At 69.5% G+C, this 22,606-nt stretch carries 25 protein-coding genes and 2 tRNA genes; 10 read left to right on the top strand and 17 right to left on the bottom strand.

The window, feature by feature from the left end:
* Positions 1 to 8 precede the first annotated feature (8 nt).
* Entirely contained in the window at positions 9 to 257 is a 249-nt protein-coding gene (locus tag ACFPCV_RS32655; protein ID WP_378060647.1) for a mycoredoxin, read from the top strand.
* On the opposite strand, the gene ACFPCV_RS32650 is transcribed toward ACFPCV_RS32655, so the two are convergent.
* From ACFPCV_RS32650 to ACFPCV_RS32640, 3 genes are all read right to left on the bottom strand, one after another.
* A complete protein-coding gene (locus ACFPCV_RS32650; RefSeq protein ID WP_378060645.1) occupies positions 258 to 1,817 on the bottom strand; it encodes a phytoene desaturase family protein in 1,560 nt (519 codons plus the stop codon). It lies immediately after the preceding gene.
* Between the two features lie 10 nt (positions 1,818 to 1,827).
* Complete coding sequence (locus ACFPCV_RS32645) at positions 1,828 to 2,001, bottom strand: hypothetical protein (protein WP_378060643.1); 174 nt, start codon at positions 1,999 to 2,001, stop codon at positions 1,828 to 1,830.
* A gap of 65 nt (positions 2,002 to 2,066) precedes the next feature.
* Positions 2,067 to 2,639: an ArsR/SmtB family transcription factor gene (locus ACFPCV_RS32640; RefSeq protein WP_378060641.1), complete on the bottom strand. Its 573-nt coding sequence runs from the start codon at positions 2,637 to 2,639 to the stop codon at positions 2,067 to 2,069.
* A gap of 85 nt (positions 2,640 to 2,724) precedes the next feature.
* On the opposite strand from ACFPCV_RS32640, the gene fdhD reads away from it, so the two are divergent.
* Entirely contained in the window at positions 2,725 to 3,552 is an 828-nt protein-coding gene (gene fdhD, locus ACFPCV_RS32635) for a formate dehydrogenase accessory sulfurtransferase FdhD (protein ID WP_378060639.1), read from the top strand.
* On the opposite strand, the gene ACFPCV_RS32630 is transcribed toward fdhD, so the two are convergent.
* From ACFPCV_RS32630 to ACFPCV_RS32605, 6 genes are all read right to left on the bottom strand, one after another.
* On the bottom strand, positions 3,539 to 4,132 hold the full coding sequence (locus tag ACFPCV_RS32630) for an RBBP9/YdeN family alpha/beta hydrolase (RefSeq protein ID WP_378060637.1): 594 nt from the start codon (positions 4,130 to 4,132) through the stop codon (positions 3,539 to 3,541). The two genes, fdhD and ACFPCV_RS32630, sit on opposite strands and share 14 nt — an antisense overlap.
* 152 nt (positions 4,133 to 4,284) lie before the next feature.
* Positions 4,285 to 5,583: an ATP-dependent Clp protease ATP-binding subunit ClpX gene (gene clpX, locus ACFPCV_RS32625; protein ID WP_378060635.1), complete on the bottom strand. Its 1,299-nt coding sequence runs from the start codon at positions 5,581 to 5,583 to the stop codon at positions 4,285 to 4,287.
* Between the two features lie 234 nt (positions 5,584 to 5,817).
* The gene (locus tag ACFPCV_RS32620; RefSeq protein WP_378060633.1) at positions 5,818 to 6,450 is read right to left on the bottom strand and encodes an ATP-dependent Clp protease proteolytic subunit; all 633 of its coding nucleotides are present in this window, start codon (positions 6,448 to 6,450) and stop codon (positions 5,818 to 5,820) included.
* 32 nt (positions 6,451 to 6,482) lie between these two features.
* Positions 6,483 to 7,073, bottom strand: a complete 591-nt coding sequence (locus ACFPCV_RS32615; protein ID WP_378061174.1) for an ATP-dependent Clp protease proteolytic subunit — start codon at positions 7,071 to 7,073, stop codon at positions 6,483 to 6,485.
* 137 nt (positions 7,074 to 7,210) lie between these two features.
* A complete protein-coding gene (gene tig / locus ACFPCV_RS32610; protein WP_378060631.1) occupies positions 7,211 to 8,602 on the bottom strand; it encodes a trigger factor in 1,392 nt (463 codons plus the stop codon).
* A gap of 126 nt (positions 8,603 to 8,728) precedes the next feature.
* Positions 8,729 to 8,802: transfer RNA gene (locus ACFPCV_RS32605), tRNA-Pro, on the bottom strand.
* Positions 8,803 to 8,880: 78 nt separating this feature from the next.
* Between ACFPCV_RS32605 and ACFPCV_RS32600 the strand changes: the two genes are divergently transcribed.
* The 3 genes from ACFPCV_RS32600 to ACFPCV_RS32590 all read left to right on the top strand — a co-directional run bounded on the left by ACFPCV_RS32600 (position 8,881) and on the right by ACFPCV_RS32590 (position 11,289).
* A tRNA-Gly gene (locus ACFPCV_RS32600) sits at positions 8,881 to 8,951 on the top strand.
* 1,187 nt (positions 8,952 to 10,138) lie between these two features.
* The gene (locus ACFPCV_RS32595; RefSeq protein WP_378060629.1) at positions 10,139 to 10,891 is read left to right on the top strand and encodes an SDR family NAD(P)-dependent oxidoreductase; all 753 of its coding nucleotides are present in this window, start codon (positions 10,139 to 10,141) and stop codon (positions 10,889 to 10,891) included.
* Positions 10,888 to 11,289, top strand: a complete 402-nt coding sequence (locus tag ACFPCV_RS32590) for an acyl-CoA thioesterase (protein ID WP_378060627.1) — start codon at positions 10,888 to 10,890, stop codon at positions 11,287 to 11,289. Before ACFPCV_RS32595 ends, ACFPCV_RS32590 begins: the two co-directional genes overlap by 4 nt.
* On the opposite strand, the gene ACFPCV_RS32585 is transcribed toward ACFPCV_RS32590, so the two are convergent.
* The gene (locus ACFPCV_RS32585) at positions 11,272 to 11,808 is read right to left on the bottom strand and encodes a GNAT family N-acetyltransferase (RefSeq protein WP_378060625.1); all 537 of its coding nucleotides are present in this window, start codon (positions 11,806 to 11,808) and stop codon (positions 11,272 to 11,274) included. The genes ACFPCV_RS32590 and ACFPCV_RS32585 overlap by 18 nt on opposite strands.
* 147 nt (positions 11,809 to 11,955) lie before the next feature.
* Between ACFPCV_RS32585 and ACFPCV_RS32580 the strand changes: the two genes are divergently transcribed.
* Positions 11,956 to 12,747 (top strand): hypothetical protein, encoded by a 792-nt coding sequence (locus ACFPCV_RS32580; protein ID WP_378060623.1) that lies wholly within the window; start codon positions 11,956 to 11,958, stop codon positions 12,745 to 12,747.
* A gap of 43 nt (positions 12,748 to 12,790) precedes the next feature.
* On the opposite strand, the gene ACFPCV_RS32575 is transcribed toward ACFPCV_RS32580, so the two are convergent.
* Together ACFPCV_RS32575 and ACFPCV_RS32570 are read right to left on the bottom strand one after the other, a co-directional pair.
* A complete protein-coding gene (locus tag ACFPCV_RS32575) occupies positions 12,791 to 13,591 on the bottom strand; it encodes an Fpg/Nei family DNA glycosylase (protein WP_378060621.1) in 801 nt (266 codons plus the stop codon).
* Between the two features lie 3 nt (positions 13,592 to 13,594).
* Complete coding sequence (locus ACFPCV_RS32570) at positions 13,595 to 14,065, bottom strand: ribose-5-phosphate isomerase (protein ID WP_378060619.1); 471 nt, start codon at positions 14,063 to 14,065, stop codon at positions 13,595 to 13,597.
* A 36-nt stretch (positions 14,066 to 14,101) separates the two neighbouring features.
* Between ACFPCV_RS32570 and ACFPCV_RS32565 the strand changes: the two genes are divergently transcribed.
* Positions 14,102 to 14,848, top strand: coding sequence for a 2-phosphosulfolactate phosphatase (locus tag ACFPCV_RS32565; RefSeq protein ID WP_417281559.1), 747 nt, complete (start codon positions 14,102 to 14,104; stop codon positions 14,846 to 14,848).
* Positions 14,849 to 14,921: 73 nt separating this feature from the next.
* Entirely contained in the window at positions 14,922 to 15,617 is a 696-nt protein-coding gene (locus ACFPCV_RS32560) for an MBL fold metallo-hydrolase (protein ID WP_378060615.1), read from the top strand.
* 52 nt (positions 15,618 to 15,669) lie between these two features.
* Here ACFPCV_RS32560 and ACFPCV_RS32555 read toward each other — a convergent pair whose 3' ends face one another.
* Both ACFPCV_RS32555 and ACFPCV_RS32550 read right to left on the bottom strand, forming a co-directional pair.
* Positions 15,670 to 17,091: an aldehyde dehydrogenase family protein gene (locus ACFPCV_RS32555; RefSeq protein WP_378060613.1), complete on the bottom strand. Its 1,422-nt coding sequence runs from the start codon at positions 17,089 to 17,091 to the stop codon at positions 15,670 to 15,672.
* Between the two features lie 63 nt (positions 17,092 to 17,154).
* Positions 17,155 to 17,760: a mycothiol-dependent nitroreductase Rv2466c family protein gene (locus tag ACFPCV_RS32550; RefSeq protein ID WP_378060611.1), complete on the bottom strand. Its 606-nt coding sequence runs from the start codon at positions 17,758 to 17,760 to the stop codon at positions 17,155 to 17,157.
* A gap of 121 nt (positions 17,761 to 17,881) precedes the next feature.
* On the opposite strand from ACFPCV_RS32550, the gene pepN reads away from it, so the two are divergent.
* A complete protein-coding gene (gene pepN / locus ACFPCV_RS32545; protein ID WP_378060609.1) occupies positions 17,882 to 20,443 on the top strand; it encodes an aminopeptidase N in 2,562 nt (853 codons plus the stop codon).
* 219 nt (positions 20,444 to 20,662) lie between these two features.
* Here the strand turns inward: pepN and ACFPCV_RS32540 are convergent, their stop codons facing one another.
* Positions 20,663 to 21,160, bottom strand: a complete 498-nt coding sequence (locus ACFPCV_RS32540; RefSeq protein ID WP_378060607.1) for a DUF5130 family protein — start codon at positions 21,158 to 21,160, stop codon at positions 20,663 to 20,665.
* A complete protein-coding gene (gene ctaJ, locus ACFPCV_RS32535) occupies positions 21,147 to 21,389 on the bottom strand; it encodes an aa3-type cytochrome oxidase subunit CtaJ (protein ID WP_378060605.1) in 243 nt (80 codons plus the stop codon). The genes ACFPCV_RS32540 and ctaJ overlap by 14 nt, the downstream gene beginning before the upstream one ends.
* Positions 21,390 to 21,693: 304 nt before the next feature.
* Here ctaJ and ACFPCV_RS32530 point away from each other — a divergent pair, with 304 nt between their 5' ends.
* Positions 21,694 to 21,915 (top strand): hypothetical protein, encoded by a 222-nt coding sequence (locus tag ACFPCV_RS32530; protein ID WP_378060603.1) that lies wholly within the window; start codon positions 21,694 to 21,696, stop codon positions 21,913 to 21,915.
* 34 nt (positions 21,916 to 21,949) lie between these two features.
* Here ACFPCV_RS32530 and ACFPCV_RS32525 read toward each other — a convergent pair whose 3' ends face one another.
* Positions 21,950 to 22,528, bottom strand: coding sequence for an HNH endonuclease (locus ACFPCV_RS32525; protein ID WP_378060601.1), 579 nt, complete (start codon positions 22,526 to 22,528; stop codon positions 21,950 to 21,952).
* Between the last annotated feature and the right edge of the window lie 78 nt (positions 22,529 to 22,606).

The raw sequence follows: 22,606 nt of genomic DNA, 5'->3' as shown, positions 1-22,606 counted from the left end.
GAGTGGTGATGACCGAGGCCCCCGCCAAGCTGACGATGTACTCGACCACCTGGTGTGGCTACTGTCGGCGCCTGAAGACGCTGATGGACCGCGACGGGATCGAGTACGCCGAGGTCGACATCGAACGCACGCCGGGCGCGGCCGAGTTCGTGATGAGCGTCAACGGCGGCAACCAGACCGTCCCGACGCTCCACTTCCCCAACGGCAGGGCTTTGACGAACCCCACACTCGCCCAGGTCAAGGCGGAGCTGAACTGACTAGTGCTCGCCGAGGGGCGCGGCGCGCCCCTCAGCGAGCACCGCCTGCGCCGCGTTGTGGCCGCCGATGCCGCTGACCCCTCCCGCGCGCCGGGCGCCGCTGCCGCACAGGAACAGGTTCGGCACGTCGGTTTCCACACCCCAGCCGCCGCCATCGTCGCTGAACGGCCATGCGAGGTCGCCGTGGAAGATGTGGCCGCCCGGCATGGCCAGTTCGTCCTCCAGGTCGAGCGGGGTCTTGGCCTCCACACACGGGCGGCCGTCCTCGTCGGTCGCGACGCAGTCCTCGATCGGCTCGGCCAGGTGGCGGTTGAGGCCCGCCAGGTACCGGGCGCACAGGTCGGCTCGCCTGCCCGCGTTGTCCGCGGCGAAGAGCGACGCCGGGACGTGCAGGCCGAACAGCGTCAGCGTGTGCAGTGGACCATCCACGATGGACTCGTCGGTCAGCGTGTGACAGTACGTCTCACCGGGCAGTGGCTCGGGAACGACGCCGGAAACACTTGCCTCGTAAGCTTTTTCGAGTTCTACATAGGACTCGTCGAGGTGCAGCGTGCCCGCGAACGCCTGCCGGGGATCGACGCCGGACCGCAGTCGCGGCAGCCGGGACAGCAGTATGTTGATCTTCAGCTGGGAGCCGGCGCACGGTTCGGCGGAGCGTCCTCGCAACCGGTCGAGGACCGCGGGCGCCACCCCGGAGAGCACGTACGAGGCGGCCACGGTGTGCTCGGTCTCACCCGCCGTGTAGGACACCTCGGCGACGGCACCGTCCGCGTCCACCCGCGACACGACCGCCGAGGTCCGCAGCACCGCGCCCGCCTCCTGCGCGACCCTCGCCAGTTCCCCCGTCACCGCCCCCATGCCGCCGACCGGCACCCGCCACTCACCCGTGCCGTCGCCGATCAGGTGATAGAGGAAGCACCGGTTCGCGAGCAGCGACGGCGACCGCAGCGACGTGTGGGTACCGATCAACCCGTCGGTCGCCACCACGCCGCGGACCACGTCGTCGGCGAACGTCTCCTCGACGGCCACGCCGATCGGCTGCTCGAAAACCTGCTCCCACAACCGTTCCCCGGCCGCCTCGGCCACGAGCGACCGGAACGCCGCCCGCGACGGGACCGGTTCGAGCAGGGTGGGTGCGACGGCCCGCGCCATCGCCGAGAGCGATGAGTACCACGACATCCATCGGGCGAACTCGTCATCTGAGCCGGTGAGTTCCCGGAACGAGGCGGCCGTCGCCTCCCCTGGATCGCGTTCCACCAGCAGCCCCGTCGGGTGGCCGTCCCGCTCGACCGGTGTGTACGACGACACGGACCGCGACCGCAACGCGATCCGCAGCCCGAGGTCGCGAACGATCGCGGCCGGCAGCAGGCTCACCAGGTAGGAGTACCTGGACAGGCGGGCGCCCACACCGGGGAACGGGCTGGCGCTGACGGCGGCACCGCCGACGCGACCGAGCCGTTCGAGCACGAGCACGGACTTCCCGGCACGGGCCAGATAAGCGGCGGCGACCAGTCCGTTGTGGCCACCACCGACCACCACCACGTCGTAGCGTTCGGTCACCCCGGTCACGCTACCGGGCAACTCCCAGCAGGCGGGCCCGAACCACCCCCGGCGCGGGTTTCGGCACCGGTTTCGGGGTCTCGCGGGACTCGCGGACCAGCCGGGCAAGGCGGAACTCCCCGGCCTCCCTGGTCAGGTCGGCGCGACGGGCGGCGGCGAGTGCGGCAGCGCTGTGGACATCCATGACGATCTCCGTTTCCGGGCAGGTCGAAGAGAGCCGTCGTCGCACGACGGCTGGTTCGCGGTGGTTCAGCTCTTGTCCGGCGCGACCGTGGTGGAGAAGAAGAGGTTCACCGAGCGGGCACCATCGGGCCGCGCAGCGGGGTCCTCGCGCCGCCCCCGGTAGCGGTCCATCAGCGCGCGGACCTCTTCCCGGAACGCGATGACCTCCTCGACGGTGAGGAAGTCGTTCGTGTTGTCGACACCGAGCGCGTTCCGCCACTCCGCTGGCGCGCCGGTCACGGCGAGGTGTCGTTCCCTGATCTGGTTGAGCGTGTACTCGAGGAAGGCACCGGACGCGGCGTTCGCGGCGACGGCTCCTTCGGTGTCGAGGCCGACGTCGGTGAACCGTGTGGTCTGCCTGGCGAGCCGCCACGGCTTCTCCCGGCCCTTGCCACCTTCCGCCTGCACCACGTAGTCGTACTTGGCCAGCATGTTCAGGTGGTAGGAGCAGCTCGCGACGCTCTCACCGCTCTCCTGCGCGCACTGTGTCGCGGTGGCGCTGCCCTCTCGGCTGAGGAAGTCCAGGAGCTGCCACCGCAGCGGGTGCGCGAGCGCCCGAAGTGCCTTCGGGTCGGTGATGTCGCGCTTCTCGTCGACCATGCATATCAAGATAGCTTGCTAAAGGATCGTTGCGCAAGAACCCTTTCTAAAGACTTCTTGTTATGACTGGTTGTAGGGTGGCTGGATGGGACGAGTCACCGTTCGGCGCCCGGTTCTGCGGCTCTCCGAGGAGGGCAGCAGGCGCCGTCAGGACGCGCTCGCGGCCGAGGAGCCACTGGAGTTGCGCGTGGCCGGCAAGGCGTTGTCGGTGACGATGCGCACCCCCGGCCAGGACGTGGAGCTGGCGCACGGCTTCCTGCTGACCGAAGGTGTGATCGGCGCCGCGGAAGACGTCAGCACCGCCCGCTACTGCGACGGCCGCGACGCCGAGGGCCGCAACACCTACAACGTGCTCGACCTGGCGCTGAGGCCGGGCGTCGAACCACCGGACAGCAGCCTGGAACGCAACTTCTACACCACGTCCTCGTGCGGGGTGTGCGGCAAGGCGGCGCTCGACGCGGTGAAGCTGAAGACCCGCTTCTCTCCCGCGGCCGACGCCAGCCGGGTGTCCCCCGAGACGCTGGCAACCTTTCCTGGCCGACTGCGGGAACAGCAGCGGGTGTTCGACTCGACGGGCGGCCTGCACGCCGCGGGCATCTTCACGGTGGACGGCGAACTGCTCGTGGTGCGCGAGGACGTGGGCAGGCACAACGCGGTCGACAAGGCGACCGGCTGGGCGGTGCTGAACGGCCGCGTCCCGCTGGCCGGCACAGTGTTGATGGTGTCGGGCCGGACGAGCTTCGAGCTGGTGCAGAAGGCGGCGATGGCGGGCATCCCGGTACTGGCGGCCGTGTCGGCGCCGTCATCGCTCGCGGTCGAACTCGCCGACGAGCAGGGCATCACGCTGATCGGCTTCCTGCGCGGCACCAGCATGAACATCTACACCCACGCGGAGCGCATCACCGGTTCGTGACCATCCGGGTGTGCCGGTCGGCGACCCAGTCCCGCACGGCGGGCCACGGTCCGTAGCCGGCGTGCCCGTCCAGGTGCGCCCCGCCGGGAATGATGTCAAGGTCGACCTTCAACGCCGACGCCATGTCGACGGCCTCGTCGACGGAGCAGGCGGCATCGTCGTCCCCGGCCACGAGCTGTGTCCACCCGGCCGCGCGCCGCACCCCCGCCGGGTCCAGCGGCGCCGGCGTGAACCCGTGCACGTCGGGGTGATGCCACCGCGGCCCCGGCGGCGACACCAGCATGGCCCGGTCGAACCGCAACGGTTGGCGTTCGCCGTCGACGAGCCGGGCCGCGTGGTGCAGCCACAGCAACGCACCGCAGGAGTGCGCGAGCACGATCCGTTCGTCGTCGTCGGCGGGCACCGCCTCCAGGTGGTGCGCCAGCTCGGCGAGCCACAGGTCGAGCCGCGGCCGGTCGGGCTCGGACAGCTGCGGCACCTCGACCACACAGCCGGTCTCGGCCAGTTCGTGGGCGAGCCAGCTCTGCCAGTGCGGAGGCGGGGCACCCATGTGCCCGTGGAGCAGCAGAACATATGGCATGCGGCCATCCTCGCAGATGAACCGAACGGAGCAGGCCCACCCGAAGCCCGGTCACACCCAGTGGCCGCCGGTCCAGGCGTCCTTGACCGTGCCTCCACCACCAGGCCGCCCCGGAACCGGCGCCGACGGCCCGGCACCACCCCGGGGAAAGGTCAGGCAGACTTCTCGCGACGCTCCCGACGCGAAGGCTGGCGGGCCACGATCGTCGGGTTCACGTTCTCGCGGACCGTCTGCTCGGTGATGACCACCTTGGCGACGTCAGACCGCGAAGGAATGTCGTACATGACGGTCTGAAGCACCTCCTCCATGATGGCCCGGAGCCCACGAGCACCGGTCCCGCGGAGGATCGCCTGGTCGGCGATGGCCTCGAGCGCGGCGTCGGTGAACTCCAGCTCGACACCGTCCATCTCGAACAGCTTCTGGTACTGCTTGACCAGCGCGTTCCTCGGAGCGGTGAGGATCTGGACCAGCGACGTCTTGTCGAGGTTGGTCACGGAGGCCACGACCGGCAGACGCCCGATGAACTCGGGGATCAGACCGAACTTGATCAGGTCCTCCGGCATGGTGTCGGCGTAGAAGTCGGCGTTGTCGATGTCCGCCTTCGACCGGATCTCGGCGCCGAAGCCGAGGCCGCGCTTGCCGACCCGGTCCTCGATGATCTTGTCGAGGCCCGCGAACGCACCGGCCACGATGAACAGCACGTTGGTGGTGTCGATCTGGATGAACTCCTGGTGCGGGTGCTTGCGACCACCCTGCGGCGGCACCGACGCGGTGGTGCCCTCCAGGATCTTCAGCAGCGCCTGCTGCACACCCTCGCCGGAGACGTCCCTGGTGATGGACGGGTTCTCCGACTTGCGGGCGATCTTGTCGACCTCGTCGATGTAGATGATGCCGGTCTCGGCGCGCTTCACGTCGTAGTCGGCGGCCTGGATCAGCTTCAGGAGGATGTTCTCGACGTCCTCACCGACATAACCCGCCTCGGTCAGCGCGGTCGCGTCCGCGATGGCGAACGGCACGTTCAGCAGCTTCGCGAGCGTCTGCGCCAGGTACGTCTTGCCGCAGCCCGTTGGCCCGAGCAGCAGGATGTTGGACTTGGTGAGCTCGACGGACTCCTCGCGCTCACGGCCCTCCCTGGCCTCCGGCCGGGCACGGTCACCGGCCTGGATGCGCTTGTAGTGGTTGTAGACGGCCACGGCCAGCGTGCGCTTCGCCTCGTCCTGGCCGATCACGTACTGGTCGAGGAACTCGTCGATCTCGGCGGGCTTCGGCAGCTCGTCGAGCTTCACGTCGCCGGCCTCGGCCAGCTCTTCCTCGATGATCTCGTTGCAGAGGTCGATGCACTCGTCACAGATGTACACGCCGGGGCCGGCGATGAGTTTCTTCACCTGCTTCTGGCTCTTCCCACAGAAAGAGCACTTCAGCAGGTCTCCGCCGTCGCCGATACGCGCCATGACCGCTGACCTCTGTCCCCTCCGGCGTGCCCAGGGAGCACGCCTGGATCTTCTGGCCTGTTACGGGCCTTGAGTGGGAGTGTCCCGCACTCCACTCCAGGCCCGGTCGTGCCTGTTGCCTTCGACGGTACCTGCCAACCCCCACTCAATGGGAGAACCTGACCGCCGAGTTGTCGGATTCGGCCGATCAGGTGGCCCCGGAAAACACGGTCCGGAGCCACCTGCCCGCCGGAATCAGGGCCGGTTCGCCGACAGCTTCCGGTAAGGAAGCACGTCGTCGACGATGCCGTACGCCTTGGCCTCGTCGGCCGTCAGGATCTTGTCGCGCTCGATGTCCCTGCGGATCTGCTCGGCATCCCGGTTGGTGTGCCGCGCCAGGGTCTCCTCCATCAGACGGCGCACGCGCTGGATCTCGTTGGCCTGGATCTCCAGGTCCGAGACCTGCCCGTACACGCCCTCCATGGCGGGCTGGTGGATCAGCACACGGGCGTTGGGCAGCGCGTAACGCTTGCCGGGGGTGCCCGCCGCCAGCAGCACCGCGGCCGCGGAGGCGGCCTGGCCGAGGCAGAAGGTCTGCACGTCGGGCCGGGCGAACTGCATGGTGTCGTAGATCGCCATCAGCGACGTGAACGAACCACCTGGCGAGTTGATGTACATGGTGATGTCGCGGTCGGGGTCGACCGACTCCAGGTACAGCAGCTGCGCCATCACGTCGTTGGCCGACGCGTCGTCGATCTGCACGCCGACGAAGATGATCCGCTCTTCGAACAGCTTGTTGTACGGGTTGGACTCCTTGACCCCGTAGCTCGTGCGCTCGACGAAGGACGGCAGCACGTACCGGGACTGTGGAGAGTAAGGGTTGGTCACGGTTTCGTTCTCCTCAGGTCTCGTGACCCGCGTCAGCTGCCGCTGCCGTTGGGGGTCTGGCTCGCGCGGTTGACCACGTGGTCGATGAAGCCGTACACACGGGCTTCCTCTGCGGTGAACCAGCGGTCGCGGTCCGCGTCCTGGGTGACCCGGTCGACGGTCTGCCCGGTCTGCTCGGCGGTCAGCTCCGCCATCTCACGCTTCCACTTGTTCAGCACCTCCGCCCGGATCGCGATGTCGGAGGCCGTGCCGCCGATACCACCCGAGGGCTGGTGCATCATGATCCGCGCGTGCGGGAGGGCGTACCGCTTGCCAGGTTCGCCTGAGCTGAGCAGGAACTGGCCCATGGAGGCCGCCATGCCCATCGCCCATGTCTGGACGTCCGGCTCGATGAGCATCATCGTGTCGTAGATCGCCATGCCCGCGGAGACGGAACCGCCCGGCGAGTTGATGTAGAAGACGATGTCCTTCTCGGGGTCTTCCGCGGCGAGCAGCAGCAGCTGCGCCGTGATCCGGTTCGCGATCTCGTCGTCGACCTCGGAACCGAGGAACACGATGCGCTCACGGAGCAGCCGCTCGTACACCGAGTCGTTCAGGGTGAGCCCTGCGGTGCCCGACCGCATGGTGGGCGTCTGCCGTGGATGCGTCACGTCTGCCTGCCTTCTCCGCTCTGGTTGCGAGGTTGATCTGGTGTCACGTCCGACATTAACGAAGGCGGGCGGTATCGAATGCCCGACACCGCCCGAGTTCGCTCAGAGCGTCACTTGCTCTCGACATCCTCGACCGGCGCGTCAGCGGCCTGCTCGACCGGTGCGGCCTCCTGAGCAGCCTCGCGAGGGCCGAACAGCTCCTCGAGGTCCACCGCGTTGCCGCTCGCGTCGGTCACCGTCGCCAGACGCACCACCGAGGCCAGCGCCTTGCCGCGGCGCACGTCCGCGAAGATCGCGCCGAGCTGCCCCGACTGCTGCGCCCGCTGCACGTACTCGTCCGGGCTGATGCCGAACCGCTGCGCCTGGTAGATGATCCGCTCGGTCAGCTCGTTGTCGTCGACGCTCACGTTCTCCGCGTCGGCGATCGAGTCGAGGACGAGCTGCGTCTTGACGGCCTTCTCGGCCTCCTCCTGCACGTCCGTGTTGAACTGCTCCAGGGTCTGGCCCTGGGACGTGAGGAACTCCTCGAACTTGGCCTCGTCGTGGTCGAACGTGTGGACCGCGTCGTGCTTGCGGACCTCGACCTCGGACTCCACGACCTTCTCCGGCAGCGGCACCTCGGTCACCTCGAGCAGCGCCTCGAGGACCTTGTCGCGTGCCTGGACACCCTGCTGCATCTTCTTGACGCGGCTCAGGCGCTCCCGCAGGTCGGCCTTCAGCTCGTCGATCGAGTCGAACTCCGACGCCAGCTGGGCGAACTCGTCGTCCGGCTCCGGCAGCTCACGGACCTTGACCGAGTTCACCGTCACGGTGACCTCGGCGTCGCGACCCGCGTACTCGCCCGCCACCAGCTTCGTCGTGAACGCCTTCGACTCGCCCGCGGACGCGCCGATGATCGCCTCGTCGATGCCCTCGATCATCTCGCCGGAGCCGACCTCGTACGACAGGCCGCTGGTCCTGGCCTCCTCGACCTCCTCGCCGTCCACCGTCGCGGACAGGTCGATCGAGACGAAGTCACCGTTCTCGGCGGCGCGCTCGACACCCGCCAGCGTGCCGAAACGGGCACGCAGCTCATCCAGCTGCTCGTTCACCTCGTCGTCGGACAGCTCCAGGTCGTCCACCGTGACCGACAGCTCACCGAACGCCGGGACCGTGATCTCCGGCCGGATGTCCACCTCGGCCGTGAACGCGATGTGGTCGCCGTCCTCCAGCTTCGTGACCTCGATGTCGGGCTGGCCCAGCGTGCGGACCTCCCCCTCCGTGATCGCCTCCATGTACTTGGCCGGAATGGCCTCGTTGACGACCTCGTCGAGGATCGGCGCACGGCCGATACGCGACTCGATGACCCTGGCGGGCGCCTTGCCGGGGCGGAAGCCGGGGATACGGACCTGCGAAGCGAGTTTCTTGTACGCGCGGTCGAAGTTCGGCTTGAGCTCGTCGAACGGCACCTCGACGTTGATCCGGACCCGCGTCGGGCTCAGGTGCTCGACGGTGCTCTTCAACGTGATCTCCTGGGTAGCTGGTTGACCGGTTTGGGCTCTCGCGAGTGTATGGAACTCACAGGCAGGCCAGACAGCGGGGGCCGACCTGCTGGTCCTCGACCATCTGCAGGCCGGCCCGGCCAAGGGTCGGGATGACAGGATTTGAACCTGCGACCCTTCGCTCCCAAAGCGAATGCGCTACCAAGCTGCGCCACATCCCGGCGGTCCCAACCAGGGACACCCGCCACAGCTTAACGCGGCACGCTAGGCTGTCCTCGCGCCACCACCGGTTGGCGCACGCGGGTGTAGCTCAATGGCAGAGCCCCAGCCTTCCAAGCTGGTCATGCGGGTTCGATTCCCGTCACCCGCTCGCTCTGGGCTCCCCGTGTTCGCGGAGAGCTCTCACCCTGGTCGCTCGCCATTTCTTCGGGGGTGCAACCCCCGGGCCCCGCCCGGCGGGCTTCGCCCCCGGACCCCTCGGTGGGTCCGCTGCTTCAGTTCGTGTTCCCCCCGTTTTCCCTTCGTGGCCATCCTGGCGGGCTTCGCCCCGAACCCCTCAGCAGGTTCGCTGCCTGGATGATTGATTCCGTGAAGATCATGTGAAGCGCCCGGCGCGCAGCGCCCGGCAGGACTTCCACAGAACGGCCCAGCGCCGTGAAAGGCGCGTTCACGGCACAACAAGTGCCGTCAATGGGCCATTCACGGCGCTGAGCGCCGTCAACGCGCCTTTCACAGCACCAAAACCAGGGCGCTACGCGCCCGGGCCCCGCGAAGCGGGGCCCTTGCCCGCGAAGCGGGCCCGCAACCCCATGCAACCCCGACGGTGGCGCAAGCCCACCACCAAGGGGCTCCCTACCATCCCGTCGACCTGGCGAAGCCCGATCACACCGCGTCAAGGGGGGCCAAAGCCCGAAACACAACACGCGGAAAGCCCCCCTTGACGCGGTGTGATAGCCCCTGGGAGGTCGACGGGATGGCAGGCAGACCCGCCCAAACCGCCGCCGACATGCCCCTCCGCCACCCCCGAGACCTGCCCGTCCGGCGAGGACAAAGACCACCAGACAGACAACACCGACTTCGCGGAATCAATCGTCTGGGCGTTGTCCTACTGCTCACTCCGAGCGGTTGGACACTGTTGAGCGGCCAGCCCGCACACCGCACTGCTGCCACGCTGTGCGCACGATCTGATCTTGTTCTGGTGACGCTGACGTGCACGCCAGCACGCCGTTCCGTGACCCGAGAATGCGTTGCCCGGCGAGGCAGCGCGAAGCCGTCAGGCATCGGGAAGCAGTGGACGTGTCGCGGGCGGACGACCGTGGAGTGGCGCAGGTCCAGCATCGCTACCTCCGTGATGTTCAAGGCGATCACTGCCGTGTCTGATGCGCCCAGCGGGAGGGGGCATGACCCCTACATGTGTGACCGTGATGGCACCTGTGGACACACGACGCCAAGCACTCCCCTGGTCATCAGGAGGCGCTCGCTTTGCTGCTGTCGGTCACCCTTTGGACAAGGGGTCGTGTTGGTTTGGTGGGCCGGCTCGGCGATTACCATCCCGCCATGGAGATTCGTGGGGCCGCTCTTGTTGTCGGGGTCGACGGGGGGCTTGGGCGGGCTGTTGCTCGGCGGTTGCGGGGTGAAGGGTGTTCGCTCCTGGTCGCTGGGTGTGGAAGCGGGGTCGAGGCGTTCGCGCAGGAGGTGGACGGGGTCGGGGTGGTCGCCGATCTTGGTTCCTCCGGGGAGGTTCGGCGCGTCGTCGGCCTCGCTTCCGACGTTGACGTTCTCGTTGTGCTCGTCGGGGGTGGGGAGCCGGGTGGTCCGGGGGTGCTCGGGCTCGGGGTCGACGAGCTTGACCGGGCGGTCGACCTGAACCTGCGGGCGCCCCTACTGCTTGCGCGGCTCGCCGGGGAGCGCATGGTGGGCAAGGGGCGTGGGCACGTCGTGTTCGTGACCTCCCTCGTCGCCAAGCGGCCCGGCGGTGCGCTCGACAGTGCGACCGCGTTCGGGGTCCGGGGGTTCGCGCTCGCGCTTCGGCAGGAGTGGGAGCCGCTTGGGGTCGGGGTGTCCTGTGTGAACGTCGGCCCGGTCGAGGAGGGCGAGACGGCCGACGGCGTTGCCCTGCCCGCCGGGTTCCGGCCCAAGTCGTTCGAGGATGTTGCTCAGGCGGTGGTGCGGGCCATCCGCCACGACCGGGCCGAGGTGGACGTCGCCGACCCCGTCATGCGGGCCGGGGTCGTGTTCGGGCAGTTGGCGCCGCAGGCCGCCGCGCGGTTCAACCGGATCGCCGGGGACGACGCGGCGGGCGAGCGGTGACGGCGTTCGTCCACCGGCTGCGGGTTCGCTACAGCGAGTGTGACCAGCAGGGTGTCGTCTTCAACGGGCACTACCTGTTCTACTACGACAACGCGATCACCGAGTTGTGGCGCGAGCGGATCGGTCCCTACCAGGAGATGGTGACCCGCGGGTTCGACATCGTGGTGGCCGAGGCGACGTTGCGGTACCGCAGCCCCGCTCGGTTCGAGGACCTGCTCGACATCGCCATGCCCGTCGTGCACCTGGGGAACACCAGCATGGTCATCCGGCCGGAGTTCCGGATCGGGGACCGGCTCGTCGTGGACGGTGAGGTGCGCCACGTGTTCGTCGATCCGTCCACTTTGGTCAAGAAGCCGATGCCGGACGACCTCCGCGCCGCGTTATCTGGTGCTGCGTAAGTACTCCACCTCCAGCACCGGCCTGCCGTCGCCGAAGTCCTGTTCCCGTGTCCTGCCGGTCCTGGTGAAACCGAACGACTCGTAGAAGTGCCGCGCACGGTTCGCGCCGGTGATCGTCCACAGGTGGATCCGGCGGTACCGCGCCTCGATGGCCAGCTCCCACGCGTTGTCCATCAACGTCCACGCGACGCCGCTGCCCCACGCCGACGGGTGGGCGTACAGGTCGAAGATCTCGCCCTCCCGCACGCCGTACTCGAGCGGGCCGAGGTGGACGAACGCCACGACCCGGTCACCGCGCTCCGCCACCAGCAGGGTGTTGCGCACGAACTCACGCGACGCCATCACCGACTTCCAGCGTCCTCTGCGCTCGTCGGTGAACCTGCGCAGCCAGCGGCTCTCGAAGAGGTCCCGGTGCGCCACCCGCCACGCCTCGGCGTGCACCTCGCCGATGGCCTCCGCGTCGTCCTGGGTGGCCTCGCGCACCAGCACCGGCTCGTCCGGACCCCGGCGGAAGACCATCTCCCCAGGATAGGTCAGACCACTGCCCTGTGGCACGCATTACCGAACGGTCACCAGCCACGCGCGAGCGGAACTCCGGGCGTAGCGTCCCCGTTGTCCGTTCATAACCGCTGCCACAAGAGGCTGCATGGTCGGAAGGTGGGCGCGATGGGGACGATCGTCGTCGTGGTGCTGGTGCTTGTCGTCGTGGCACTGGCGGCGACCTACATGAAGAACCAGGCCAACGCCAAGCAGCAGCGGCTCGAGGACGCCAAGGCGGATGCCCGGCGCTGGGTCGAGCGGCTCGGCGGGCAGGTGATGAACCTGGTCGGGACGAACGAGCCGGCCAAACAGGCGCTGGCCGACGCCTCTGAGCGTTACAACGCCGCGGGTTCGCAGATGGAGCAGGCCACCACCGCGGAACAGGCCCGGCTGGTCACCAGGACAGCCATGGAAGGCCTGTACTACGTGCGTGCGGCACGGCTCGCCATGGACATGGACCCCGGCCCGGAACTGCCCGCGGACCCCGAGCGGGACCGTGCGGGCAAGGTCACCGAGGACCGCAGGGTGAACGTGGAGGGCCGCGACTTCGAGGCCTCCCCGCAGCCGGGCGACGCGACGCCGCACTACTACCCGGGCGGCCGGGTAGCGGGGCGGCCGGTGCCGCAGGGCTGGTACAGCGAGCCGTGGTGGAAGCCCGCACTGGTCGCGGGCGCCTGGGGCGTCGGGTCGATGCTGCTGTTCAGCGCGATGTTCTCCGGCATGTACGGCATCCCGGACGCGCAGGCATGGGAGCAGGGCTACGACGCGGGCCAGGCCGACGCCGCGGAAGGCGGCGACGCCGGTGACGCCGGGGGCGACTACGGCGACGGTGGTGGCGACTACGGCGGTGACTATGGCGGCGGCGACTACGGTGGCGGCGGCGACATGGGCGGCGGCTTCGACTTTGGCGGCTTCTGACCTGCCGTGAGAGGCGCGTTCGGGCCGTTCCCGGGCGCGCCTCTCACGCTTGGCAGGTCGGGCACCAGTAGAGGTTGCGGGCCGCCAGCTCGGTCTTGCGGACCGGCGTGCCGCACACCAGGCACGGCAGGTCCGTGCGGCGGTACACGTACACCTCACCGCCGTGCCGGTCCACCCTCGGTGCGCGACCCGTCACCCTCGGCAGGTGCTCGTCGCGGACCGTGTCGATGCGGCCCTTGCGGACACCGGCGCGCATCAGGTCGACCAGGTCCGCCCACATGTCCTTCCACAGCACGTCACCGAGGTCGCGGCCCGGCAGCATCGGGTTGACGCCGTGACGGAACAGCAGCTCGGCGCGGTACACGTTGCCGACACCCGCGAGGACCTTCTGCTCCATCAGCAGCGCGGCGACCGGCAGCTTCGAGCGGGTGATCCTGGCGTACGCCACCGAAGGGTCCGCGTTGCGGCGCAACGGGTCCGGACCCAGCCGCGACAGCAGCTCCCGCTGTTCGGCGACGTTCAGCACCTCGCACCGGGTCGGGCCACGCAGGTCCGTCCAGTGCGTCTCGCCCACCATGCGCATCCGCACCTGACCGACCGGCAGCGTCGTGGGCAGCGGCTGCTCGGTGAACGTGCCGTACAGCCCGAGGTGGACGTGCACGATCGCGTCCGGACCGTACACGTGGAACAGGTGCTTGCCGAACGCCTCCGCCCGCCTCAGCACCCTGCCGTCCACCACAGCGGCCGAGAACCGGCCCTGTGGACTCGACACAGAGACCGGACGTCTCCCGTACCGCTTCGTGTGCAGACGGGCGAGCCGGTGCAGCGTGTGTCCCTCCGGCACGGCTCAGGACGGCAGCGGCGGCGGGGTGCCGGTGCGCTCGTAGTCGGTCAGCATGGCGATGCGCCGGGCGTGGCGCTCCTCACCGGAGAACGGCGTGGCGAGGAACGTCTCGACGATGGCGGTGGCGTCCTCGGTGCTGTGCATCCGGCCGCCGACGGCGACGACCTGCGCGTCGTTGTGCGCACGGCCCAGCTCGGCGATCCCGGTGTTGTAGGCCAGCACGGCACGGCAGCCGGGCACCTTGTTGGCCGCGATCTGCTCGCCGTTGCCGGAACCGCCGATCACCACGCCGAGGCTGCCGGGGTCGGCGACCGTGCGGCGCGCCGTCTCGACGCAGAACGGTGGATAGTCGTCGGCGGCGTCGTACTCCGCCGGGCCGACGTCGGTGACCTCGTGACCGGCGTCGGACAGGTACTTGACGAGATGCGCCTTCAGTTCGAAGCCCGCGTGGTCGGAACCCAGGTAGACACGCACGCCCGGCATTCTGCCAGTTCTGGAAGCATGTGCCCGGTGACGGTCTTCGAACAGGACGGCTGCGACCTTCGTGTCGAGTGGGGCCTGGACGGTGTTCACGCTCTCGGTCCCCACTGCGCGGTGCTGGTCGTCGTCGACGTGCTGGTGTTCACGACCACGGTCGACGTGGCTCTCGGGCGGGGTGCGCGGGTGCTTCCGCTGCCGTGGCGCGACGAGCGGGCAGCAGCGATGGCGGAGGCCCTCGGCGCGGTGCTCACGCCACCTGGCCTCGACGAATCGTATGGTCAGCCGGGGTGGACGTTGCGGCCGTCGTCGTTGACCGACCTGCCAGCCGGCACCCTGCTGGGCATCGCCTCACCCAACGGGGCCACCCTGGCCGCGGCGGCCGCCGAGACGGGTACCGCCGTGCTGGCGGGCTGTCTGCGCAACGCCTCCGCTGTGGCCGCCGCCGCGTCGGCGATCGCGGAGGACCGGCCGGTCGGGGTGATCGCGGCCGGTGAGCGCTGGCGGCCGGAGCGGACGTTGCGGCCCTCGATCGAGGACTACCTGGGCGCGGGCGCGATCGCGGCGGCGGTGACCGGGCGGTCGGCACCGTCGTCGGAGGCGACGCTCGCGGCGGTGTCCTACCGGGCGGTCCGGGACCGGATCCCGGCGCTGCTGGGCGGTTCGATCTCCGGGCGGGAGCTGATCGCCGCCGGTGTGCCGGAGGACGTGGCGCTGGCGACCGACGTGGACGTCAGCACGGTGGTACCGGTGCTCGACAACGGTGTGTTCACCTCATGACCGGAGCCTGCGGAGGGAATCCGCAACCACAGGGCGACCGCGAGCGGCTCCCGAGCGCCTGCGAGGGGGAGTCATGAGCGGCAGATGGGTCGAGGTCGCGAACGGGGTGTACGCGCGCCGTTACGCCGAGCTGGACCAGACGCTCGGGCTCGTCGTCGGCGACACCCACTGCCTGGTGATCGACACCGGCACCGACGAGGTGCACGGCGCGTCGATGGCGGCCGCGGTGCGGTTCGTGACGCCGCTGCCGTGGATCGTGGTGATCACGCACGCGCACTTCGACCACTTCTTCGGCACGGCCGCGTTCCTGCCTGCCTCCGTGATCGCGCACGAGCGGTGCCGCTCGGTGATCCTCGCCGAGGGCGAGCGGCAGCGGCGGGTGTGGTCGGCGAAGTACCGGTCCGACGGCAAGGCGGAGCAGGCGGAACGGCTCGCCACGGCACAGCTGGTCGCGCCGACCGAGGTGCTCACGTCGTCGGTGCGGCTGGACCTGGGCGGGCGCACGGTGACGCTCGTCCACCCCGGCCCGGCACACACCGACCACGACGTGTTCGTGCACGTGCCCGACGTGGACGTGGTGTTCTCCGGCGACCTGGTCGAGCAGGGCGCGCCGCCCTCCGTCGGACCGGACTCGTACGTGTCCGACTGGCCCGCCGCGCTCGACCGGATCCTCGACCTGCGACCCGCCGTGGTCGTGCCGGGTCACGGGGACCCGGTCGACGCGGAGTTCGTACGTCTGCAACGCAACGAACTGGCCCGCAGGCGCTAGTGTCCCGCGGACCTTGATCGCGGTATTCGCGCCAAGATCCACGGGACACGCCCTAGCTCTGGATCGACTTCAGCTCGGTGAACTCCTCGAGCCCGAAGCGGCCGAACTCGCGGCCGTTGCCGGACTGCTTGAAGCCGCCGAACGGGGCCCTGGTGTTGAACGCGGCACCGTTGACGTCGACCTGCCCGGCCCGCAGCTTCCCGGCCACCGCGCGGGCGCGGTCCTGGTCGGCGCCGAAGACCCCCGCGGCCAGGCCGTACTGGGTGCCGTTCGCGATGCGCACGGCGTCGGCCTCGTCGGTGTACGGGAGCACCGACAGGACCGGGCCGAAGATCTCCTCCTGCGCGATCGTCATGTCCGGCGTGACGTTGCCGAACACCGTCGGGCGCACGTAGTAGCCAGGGCCCTCGACCGGGTCGGGACCGCCTGCCGCCAACGTCGCGCCCTCCTCGACGCCCTTGCGGATGTAGCCGACCACGCGGTCGCGCTGCGCCGCCGACACCGAGGGCCCGATGCGGGTCGTCTCCAGCGACGGGTCGCCAGGCACATACTTGGCGGCCGCCGCCGCGGCGGCCTCGACCGCCTCGTCGTGGCGGTCCGCGGGCACCAGCAGGCGGGTGAGCGAGCTGCACGCCTGGCCGTTGTTCATGAAGCAGTTGGCGACCGTGATCTTGACCGCGCGCACCAGGTCCGCGTCGTCGAGCACGACCGACGCGGACTTGCCGCCCAGTTCGAGCGCGACCCTCTTGATCGTCTCGGCGCCCACGGCGGCCACGCGGCGGCCCGCCCTGGTGGAACCGGTGAACGACACCATGTCCACGAGCGGGTGTGCCGCCAGCGCCTCGCCGACCACCGGGCCGGTGCCGTGGACCATGTTGAACACGCCTGCCGGCAGCCCGGCCTCGTCGATGATCGCGGCGAGCAGGCCCGCGGTCAGCGGCGCGACCTCGCTGGGCTTGAGCACCACCGTGTTGCCCGCGACCAGGGCGGGTGTCACCTTCGCGACCATCTGCTGCAGCGGGAAGTTCCACGGGGTGATCGCGGCGACGACACCGATCGGGTCACGCACGATCGTCGAGTTGCCGACGGTCACCGGGTCGAGCGCACCGGCCTCGACCTCCTCCAGGACCCCGGCCGTGATGCCGACCGGGTTCGTGACCTGCACCTTCGTCGCGAACATGATCGGCGAGCCGACCTCGGCGGTGATCGTCGCGGCCAGTTCGGCGGCGCGGGCCTTCAGGCCGTCGTTGATGCGCCGCACGGCGGCGACGCGCTCGGACAGCGGGGTCGCCGCCCACGCCTCGAAGGCCGACGCGGCGGCCTGTACCGCCGCGTCGGCGTCACTCGCCGTGCCCGCCGGCACCGACGCGATGACCTCTTCCGTCGCCGGGTTGATGACGTCGATCCGTTCACCGTCGCTTTCGGTGAACGATCCGTTGACGAAGTGGGCGGTGCTGACGGTGGGGGCGGCCATCGATCCTCCGTGATGTGACGCGTGCGCCGGGACTACGTCCCAGCCTGTCACATCCACACCGGGTCAGTCGAAGACCGGATCGCCGGTCCTGGTGCGCTTGAGCTCGAAGAAGTCGGGGAAACTCGCCAGTGCGACTGTGCCGTCGAACACCTTGAGCGCGTCCTCGCCGCGAGGTATCGAGTTCAGCACCGGGCCGAAGAACGCGACGCCGTTCACGTGGATGGTCGGCGTGCCGACGTCCATGCCGACCGGGTCCATGCCCTCGTGGTGGCTCTTGCGCAGCGCCTCGTCGTAGTCGCCGGTGTGCGCGGCCGCCGCGAGCGAAGCGGGCAGCCCGGCCTCGGCGAGCGCCTCCCCGATCACCGCGTCGAGATCCTTGTTGCCCTGGTTGTGGATCCGGGTACCCATCGCGGTGTACAGGTCGCGGAGAACCTCCTCCCCGTGGTGCTGCGCGGCGGCGATCGCCACCCGCACGGGACCCCACCCGTTGTCGAGCATCTCCCGGTACTCGTCGGGGAGGTCGCGGCCCTCGTTGAGCACGGAGAGGCTCATCACCCGGAACCGGAGGTCCACGTCCCGCTGCCGCTCGACCTCGAGGATCCACCTCGAGGTGACCCAGGCGAACGGGCACAGGGGGTCGAAGTAGAAGTCGATCTTCGTCTCGCTCATACCCCGGTCAACAGTGAAATCAGAAGAGTTCTTCCCTCCTGACGGGCCAAACCGTACCGCTGGGTGATTGGATGCCGATGAACAGGATTGTCAGTGCCGAACAACGACCTGAGGTGACCTAGTGGCCCCGCCCAACCTGACCCGTGACGAAGCACAACGGCGCGCCGCGCTGCTCGACGTGCGGTCCTACGACGTCGAGCTGGACCTCACGGACGGCGGCGGCAAGCCGGGCGACGCCACATTCCGGTCCACCACGACCGTGCGTTTCGCGAGCACGGACGCGGGCGCCGACAGCTGGATCGACCTCGTCGCGGTGTCCGTCGAGAACGCGACGCTGAACGGCGCCGCCGTCGACGTGTCGGAGTACCGCGAGGACAAGGGCATCGAGCTGCCCTCGCTCGCCGAGGAGAACGAGCTGACCGTCGAGGCGACCTGCCGGTACATGAACACGGGCGAGGGCCTGCACCGGTTCGTCGACCCCGTCGACGGTGGCGTGTACCTGTACACGCAGTTCGAGACCGCCGACGCGAAGCGCATGTTCACCTGCTTCGACCAGCCCGACCTGAAGGCCACGTTCCGGTTCACGGTCATCGCACCGGCGGACTGGAAGGTGATCTCGAACGCGGCCGTCGAGTCGAGCGAGGAGACCCCGGAGGGCGCGGTCCGGCACGTCTTCGAGACCACCAAGCGGATGTCGACGTACGTGACCGCGCTGGTGGCGGGCCCGTACGCGGAGTGGCGCGACGAGTACACCGACGAGCACACCACGATCCCGCTGGGCATCTACTGCCGCGCGTCGCTCGCCGAGCACATGGACGCCGAGCGCCTCTTCACCGAGACCAAGCAGGGTTTCGACTTCTACCACCGCAACTTCGGGGTGACCTACCCGTTCGGCAAGTACGACCAGTGCTTCGTGCCGGAGTTCAACGCGGGTGCCATGGAGAACGCGGGCTGCGTGACCTTCCTCGAGGACTACGTGTTCCGCAGCAGGGTCACCCGCTACGCCTACGAGCGGCGCTGCGAGACCGTGCTGCACGAGATGGCGCACATGTGGTTCGGCGACCTCGTCACCATGCGCTGGTGGAACGACCTGTGGCTGAACGAGTCGTTCGCGACGTTCGCCTCGGTGCTGGCGCAGGCGGGCGCGACCGAGTACGAGCACGCGTGGACCAGCTTCGCGAACATCGAGAAGTCGTGGGCCTACCGGCAGGACCAGCTGCCCTCGACGCACCCGGTGGCCGCGGACATCCCGGACCTGCAGGCGGTCGAGGTCAACTTCGACGGCATCACCTACGCCAAAGGCGCGAGCGTGCTCAAGCAGCTCGTCGCGTACGTCGGGCAGGAGCAGTTCCTGTCCGGGCTGCGGGTGTACTTCGCCAAGCACGCGTGGGGCAACGCGACGCTGTCCGACCTGCTCTCGGCGCTGGAGGAGGCGTCGGGGCGTGACCTGTCGTGGTGGAGCGCGCAGTGGCTGGAGACGACCGGCCTGAACTCGCTGCGGCCCTCGTTCGAGGTCGGTTCGGACGGCACGTTCACGTCGTTCGCGATCACGCAGGGTGGCGCGAAGCCGGGCGCCGGTGAGCTGCGCACGCACCGCGTGGCGGTGGGTGTCTACGACGACCGGAACGGCAGGCTGGAGCGCACGCACCGCGTCGAGCTGGACGTGACCGGCGAGCGCACCGAGGTGCCCGAGCTGGTGGGCGTGGCACGCGGCAAGCTGGTGCTGGTCAACGACGACGACCTGAGCTACTGCACGATGCGGCTCGACCCGGACTCGCTGGCGACGCTGGTGGACCGGATCGGCGACATCACCGAGCCGCTGCCGCGCACGCTGTGCTGGTCGGCGGCGTGGGAGATGACACGCGAGGCCGAGCTGAAGGCGCGTGACTTCGTCACGCTGGTGTGCCACGGACTGCCCTCGGAGTCCGAGGTCGGCGTGGTGCAGCGGCTGCTGCTGCAGACGCAGACCGCGATCAACTCGTACGCGGACCCGGCGTGGGCGCCCACCGGCTGGCGGATGTTCACCGACCGGCTGTTCGCACTGGCCGCCGATCCGGCGACCGGATCCGACCAGCAGCTGGCGTTCGTGAACGCGCTGACCGGGTCGGTGCTGGAAGCCGACCAGCTCGCGGTGCTGCGCGGCTGGCTGGACGGGTCCGCGCCGCTCGACGGGCTCGTGGTGGACACGGACCTGCGCTGGCGGCTGCTGCAGGCGCTGGTGGCGCACGACGCGGCGGCCGACGAGGAGGTCGCGACCACGCTGGAGGCGGACCCGACGGCGACCGGCCGGCGGCAGGCGGAGCGGACGCGTGCGCTGCGGCCCGCCGAGGACGTGAAGGCGCAGGCGTGGCGGCGGGCGGTGCACGACGACGAACTGCCGAACGCGATCAACGAGGCGATCATCTCGGGCTTCTCGCACCCGACGCAGAAGGAGCTGCTGGCGCCGTACGTGTCGCGGTACTTCGCGGACGTGGCGGACGTGTGGGCGCGGCGGTCCAGTGAGCGTGCGCAGTCGGTGGCGCTCGGCCTGTTCCCGTCGTGGGCGGTGTCCGAGGACACGGTCGCGGCGGCGGACGAGTGGCTGGCCGACGAGTCCCACCCACCCGCACTGCGCCGCCTGGTCTCGGAAGGCCGCGCAGGCGTCATCCGAGCCCTGACCGCCCGCACCTTCGACACCCCATAACCCCGCGAGTCCCCTGTTCAGAACCCGCGAGTCCCGTGTTCGAGACCCGCGAGTTCCCGTTTCAGGACCCGCGAGTTGACGGTTCAGGACATCCCCGAAACGTCAACTCAGCGGTCCTGAACGGGGGACTCGCGGGTTCCCAACGGGGGACTCGCGGGTTTTGTGGGTATGGGAACGCCGCGCCTTCCGGGGGTGGAGGGCGCGGCGTTTGTGTTGGTTCTAGTGTTTTGTGCCTGCCTGGTCGGTGAGCATGCGCAGGCCGCTCACCAGGCCGCCGGTCAGGTCGCCCTCCTTGAAGGACGCGACCATGCTCATGACCGCCAGGTTGCACGCGCGGTCGGGCAGGCGGCGGCTGGAGTCCGCGCCCGTCACGATCTCGACCCTGCGCTGGCCGGGTGACACGGCGATGAGCACCACGGACGGCGCGGTCTCGCCGGACTCGGCGTGCAGCTGCTCGGCCGTCGCGCGGGTGTCCTCGCCCAGCTCGCCGAGGTAGACGCTGAACCCGAGCCCCGTGGTGCGGGCGGACAGCGTCAGCGCCTCGTCGAGGCGGGCGAGCTGCACCGAGTTGAACGGCAGCTCCGGCTTGGCCGGCACGAACTCCCTCGCGACCGAAACGCGGCCGCTCGCGGTCACGACCGCGGCATGTCCGTGCTCGACGTCCTCGTCGACGACGTCACCGGGCTTGCCGTGCAGAACGAGCTCACCAGCTGCCACGAGCACCTCCCTTGGCCGTGGGGCGCGGTTTGCCGCCACCGGTCGGAACGGCGGACGCGTCAGCACCCGCGGGGTTCGCGGTCCACCAGACCGCCGGGTACTCCCATGGCTGTCCAGGGCGGTACCTCGGCGCCTTCGCGAACCTGTCCCGCAGGGTCAGCAACGCCACCAGGCCGTAAATGGCCAGCGGAATCACCGCGTAGATCAGAAGTGTCTGCACGACGCTCACGCGCGACACACTACCCAGCACCACCCGGACCGCGACACTCGGCAGCAGGCGGACCGGCGTGAGATCACAGTGGGTGACCGCTACTGCGAGCCCGGCAGCGACGTTGGGCCGTGCGCGCGCCGCCCAGTTCGTGCAACGGGCCCAGGCACGCCGGGCGAACGGCGTCAACACACAGAACGACATCGCATCGTCACGCTTTACGACTTGTCGATTACTCTCCAACCTCATAGCTTTTCACCTGTACGGCCCTTGCGGTCCCTTCCCCGCGCACTCTCCGTGCCTGTATCGCCGAGGAGTCCCCGTCATGCAGACCACCAGCCTGTCGATCATCACCCGTTCGGACCAATGCGCTGTACGCGGCACCCGCGTCACCCGAGGCACCAGGGTCACGGCAGGCACGAGGGTCACGGCAGGCACGCGGGTCACGCGCGGCACGCGGGTCACCAGGGGCACCCGCGTCACCGCGGGCACCCGCGTCACCAGGGGCACGCGGGTGACGCTGGGCACGCGGGTCACCGCGTCCTAGGTCGCGTCCTCGCCGATCGCACAGGAGAGCCGGCCTACGCGGCCGGCTCTCCCAGGTAAGGCAGCCACTGGGGATCGGTTTCCACGACGCCCGCGAGCAGCCGCCAGTGCGTCCCGCGCGGCGCTCTGGGCACCACCCGCAGCCGCCAGCCCAGCTCGGAGAGCAGCTTGTCGGCCTTGCGGTGGTTGCACTTCACACAGCACGCCACACAGTTCTGCCACGTGTGCTCGCCGCCGCGGCTGCGCGGGATCACGTGGTCGATGGTCTCCGCGCGGCCACCGCAGTAGGCGCAGCGGTGCCGGTCCCGGTGCATGAGGCCCGCCCGCGTCAGCGGCACACGGGCCCGGTAGGGCACCCGCACGTAGGTGGAGAGCCGGATCACCGACGGGACCACGACGCTGTCGCTCGCGGAGTGCAGCACGATCCCGGTCGGGTCGCCGTGGACCACCTCGGCCTTGCCGCACACCACCAGCACCACCGCTCGACGCAGCGGGAGCGCGGTGAGGGGCTCGAAGGTGGTGTTCAGCAACAGCACACGGCGCTTGCCCCAGGGCGGTACGCCACTGGGCGGCTCGGGCGCGCCTGCATCCGACGGTTCGGCATGCGGACGCATGGGCGTCCGCGACGCCGGCCCACGGGCGGCGCCGATCGGAGTCGGATGTCGGTCGGGCACGCGACCACCTCCACCGGA

Source organism: Actinophytocola glycyrrhizae (assembly GCF_042653545.1).
In the GTDB taxonomy this organism is placed as follows: domain Bacteria; phylum Actinomycetota; class Actinomycetes; order Mycobacteriales; family Pseudonocardiaceae; genus Actinophytocola; species Actinophytocola glycyrrhizae.
The sequence above is the reverse complement of the archived record's forward strand: the minus strand, read 5'-3'. Positions and strand labels throughout refer to the sequence as shown.

What these genes read in the sequence shown, in the direction of transcription:
- ACFPCV_RS32655 (WP_378060647.1), top strand. Translation starts at nt 9, where the DNA reads ATGACCGAGGCCCCCGCCAAGCTGACGATGTACTCGACCACCTGGTGT.
- ACFPCV_RS32645 (WP_378060643.1), bottom strand. Translation starts at nt 2,001, where the DNA reads ATGGATGTCCACAGCGCTGCCGCACTCGCCGCCGCCCGTCGCGCCGAC.
- ACFPCV_RS32640 (WP_378060641.1), bottom strand. Translation starts at nt 2,639, where the DNA reads ATGGTCGACGAGAAGCGCGACATCACCGACCCGAAGGCACTTCGGGCG.
- fdhD (WP_378060639.1), top strand. Translation starts at nt 2,725, where the DNA reads ATGGGACGAGTCACCGTTCGGCGCCCGGTTCTGCGGCTCTCCGAGGAG.
- ACFPCV_RS32630 (WP_378060637.1), bottom strand. Translation starts at nt 4,132, where the DNA reads ATGCCATATGTTCTGCTGCTCCACGGGCACATGGGTGCCCCGCCTCCG.
- clpX (WP_378060635.1), bottom strand. Translation starts at nt 5,583, where the DNA reads ATGGCGCGTATCGGCGACGGCGGAGACCTGCTGAAGTGCTCTTTCTGT.
- ACFPCV_RS32615 (WP_378061174.1), bottom strand. Translation starts at nt 7,073, where the DNA reads ATGCGGTCGGGCACCGCAGGGCTCACCCTGAACGACTCGGTGTACGAG.
- ACFPCV_RS32595 (WP_378060629.1), top strand. Translation starts at nt 10,139, where the DNA reads ATGGAGATTCGTGGGGCCGCTCTTGTTGTCGGGGTCGACGGGGGGCTT.
- ACFPCV_RS32585 (WP_378060625.1), bottom strand. Translation starts at nt 11,808, where the DNA reads ATGGTCTTCCGCCGGGGTCCGGACGAGCCGGTGCTGGTGCGCGAGGCC.
- ACFPCV_RS32580 (WP_378060623.1), top strand. Translation starts at nt 11,956, where the DNA reads ATGGGGACGATCGTCGTCGTGGTGCTGGTGCTTGTCGTCGTGGCACTG.
- ACFPCV_RS32560 (WP_378060615.1), top strand. Translation starts at nt 14,922, where the DNA reads ATGAGCGGCAGATGGGTCGAGGTCGCGAACGGGGTGTACGCGCGCCGT.
- ACFPCV_RS32555 (WP_378060613.1), bottom strand. Translation starts at nt 17,091, where the DNA reads ATGGCCGCCCCCACCGTCAGCACCGCCCACTTCGTCAACGGATCGTTC.
- ACFPCV_RS32550 (WP_378060611.1), bottom strand. Translation starts at nt 17,760, where the DNA reads ATGAGCGAGACGAAGATCGACTTCTACTTCGACCCCCTGTGCCCGTTC.
- ACFPCV_RS32530 (WP_378060603.1), top strand. Translation starts at nt 21,694, where the DNA reads ATGCAGACCACCAGCCTGTCGATCATCACCCGTTCGGACCAATGCGCT.
- ACFPCV_RS32525 (WP_378060601.1), bottom strand. Translation starts at nt 22,528, where the DNA reads ATGCGTCCGCATGCCGAACCGTCGGATGCAGGCGCGCCCGAGCCGCCC.